Source organism: Variovorax sp. P4_B11, assembly GCF_056402355.1.
In genome coordinates this window covers 1-2,262 of the sequence record NZ_JBFUHO010000141.1, presented here as the reverse complement: position 1 = coordinate 2,262, position 2,262 = coordinate 1, and the positions used below count along the sequence as shown (strand labels likewise).

The window sequence follows — 2,262 nt, the reverse complement described above, 5'->3', positions numbered from 1 at the left end:
ATGTACCAGTCGACGATCTTCGGCACGTCGGTGCGCCCGCGCGCGCCGCCGAAGGCCGAGCCTTCCCACTTGCGGCCGGTGACCAGCTGGAACGGCCGGGTGCTGATCTCGGCGCCGGCCTCGGCCACGCCGATGATGATGCTGCGGCCCCAGCCCTTGTGCGTGCATTCGAGCGCCTGGCGCATCACCTGCGTGTTGCCGATGCACTCGAAGCTGTAGTCGGCGCCGCCGTCGGTCAGCTGCACGATGGCATCGACCACGTTCGGCGTGTCCTTCGGGTTGATGAAGTGCGTCATGCCGAACTTGCGCGCCATCGCCTCGCGCGCCGGGTTCAGGTCGACGCCGATGATCTTGTCGGCGCCCACCATCTTCGCGCCCTGGATCACGTTGAGCCCGATGCCGCCGAGGCCGAACACCACCACGTTGGCGCCGGCCTCGACCTTGGCCGTGAAGATCACGGCACCGATGCCGGTGGTCACGCCGCAGCCGATGTAGCAGACCTTGTCGAAGGGCGCGTCCTCGCGGATCTTGGCCAGCGAGATCTCGGGCGCCACCGTGTAGTTGCTGAAGGTGCTGGTGCCCATGTAGTGGAAGATCGGCTTGCCGTCCAGGCTGAAGCGGCTGGTGGCGTCGGGCATCAGGCCGCGGCCCTGGGTGCCGCGGATCAGCTGGCACAGGTTGGTCTTGCGGCTCAGGCAGAACTTGCACTGGCGACATTCGGGCGTGTAGAGCGGGATGACGTGGTCGCGGAAGTGCATCCGCTTGACCTTGCCAATCATGTCCATGGTGATCACCTGTTCGCCCTGCTGAAATATTCAGCAGGGCAGTTAAGCACCCTGGTCAATCTTGAATCGGCAGACCTCAGTTCAAGTGATCAGTTTTCGGTCGGCGCCAACAGTGCTGGTGCTGACCGAGCGCAAGGAGCACCTCGACGCCATCCTCTTGGCACTGGCAGCACAGTCGCCACCGCCCTTCGTGCTGCACGGTCGGATGTCCGCCAGCATGTAGATCTCGCGCGCATAGTTCAACGTGAGCGACAACGACACCTTGCGCTGCTCGCGCCAGGTGAAGATCAGGTTCAGGTCTTCGTCCGCGCGCAGCGCCCGATGTGCGTCGAAGTCGCGCCGCGGAGGCTTCGCGAACCGACCGTTGAAGTCGACCACGAAGTGCGGCGCGAACGCGTTGGCTTCCTTCAGCGTGCTGATGCCGCGCAGCCTCAGTTCCTTCACCAGCCGATCCTGCAGCGTCAGGTTGGCGCGCTCAACTCGGCCCTTTGCCTGGCTGGTACCTTCATGCCTACGAGAGCGTGAGCCAGGCCCGAAGCGGAATCGGGCGCTACATCGACTCCTACAACACCCGACGTCCGCATTCGAGCCTCGGCGCCCGAACGCCGGACGTGGTGTACTTCCAGACGCTGCCATGGCCTTCGGCCAAGGCAGCCTAACCCCGCAGGATCCACTTAAAAGAAATCGGAGTCTGTTCAAACCAACGGGGCCGGGCTCGTCCGGGTTCCAGATCTTGCCCCGGAAGACCCCGCCCAGGCCTGCGACCCGGAATCCGGCGATCTCGACGACTCGGCCATGCAGGTTTCGATCAGCCAGCTCCGAGTTGACGCACGACGGCACCAGCCTAGTGGGCCTGGAGGCGGTCCGGCGCCGACAATCCACATGCTCTGAATGGCACCCAGGAGACACGAATGAATGCCGATATCAAATCCATCGAAAGCGTCTGAGCCGACGCCTATCCTGTGGGCATGGATCGTACTTTGCCCAAGCCCGCGCACAGCTCCATCGACGCCACGCGGAAAGAAGCCTGCAGCCGCTTCGCCAACCGCGCGTGCGTACGCCATGGGCTCTGTGGAGATCAGCTATGCCGACCTGGCCCGACGGTCGACCCAGTTTTGCGGCCTGGTTGAATCGGGTGAGCGGCTTCGCGCCGGCAGATCGCGTCGCTGGAATCGCTGCGAGCGTGATTTTCCTGGACTGGCCTCGTCCAACCGTGACGCGAAAGAACCTAGTGTAGTGCGCTCGAAATAGTGGAACTTATTCGATGCGGCACACTCCGACCTTGACGGAGGTCGCAGCCATGCGCATTGCCCCAAGGATCGAACTGGATGCTGTTGTCGAACGAGAGTTGACGGCCTTGGCGCGGCGTGGCCGTGTCGAGGCTCGTGTGCAGCAAAGGGCCAAGATCGTATTGCTGGCCGCTCAGGGCTGGCAGAACAAGGACATCGCCTGCGAGGTCGATCTGGATCGGCGCCAG

General features: G+C 63.7%; 4 pseudogenes. 1 reads left to right on the top strand and 3 read right to left on the bottom strand.

Annotated elements, in window-relative coordinates:
• A pseudogene (locus AC1DYD_RS41240) lies at positions 1–746 on the bottom strand (zinc-binding dehydrogenase); the annotation flags it as partial.
• A 246-nt stretch (positions 747–992) separates the two neighbouring features.
• Positions 993–1,286, bottom strand: a pseudogene (locus tag AC1DYD_RS41235) (ISNCY family transposase); the annotation flags it as partial.
• Here AC1DYD_RS41235 and AC1DYD_RS41230 point away from each other — a divergent pair.
• Positions 1,286–1,444: pseudogene (locus AC1DYD_RS41230) on the top strand (integrase core domain-containing protein); the annotation flags it as partial. The pseudogenes AC1DYD_RS41235 and AC1DYD_RS41230 sit on opposite strands and share 1 nt — an antisense overlap.
• 52 nt (positions 1,445–1,496) lie before the next feature.
• Here AC1DYD_RS41230 and AC1DYD_RS41225 read toward each other — a convergent pair.
• Positions 1,497–1,610, bottom strand: a pseudogene (locus tag AC1DYD_RS41225) (metallophosphoesterase); the annotation flags it as partial.
• Between the last annotated feature and the right edge of the window lie 652 nt (positions 1,611–2,262).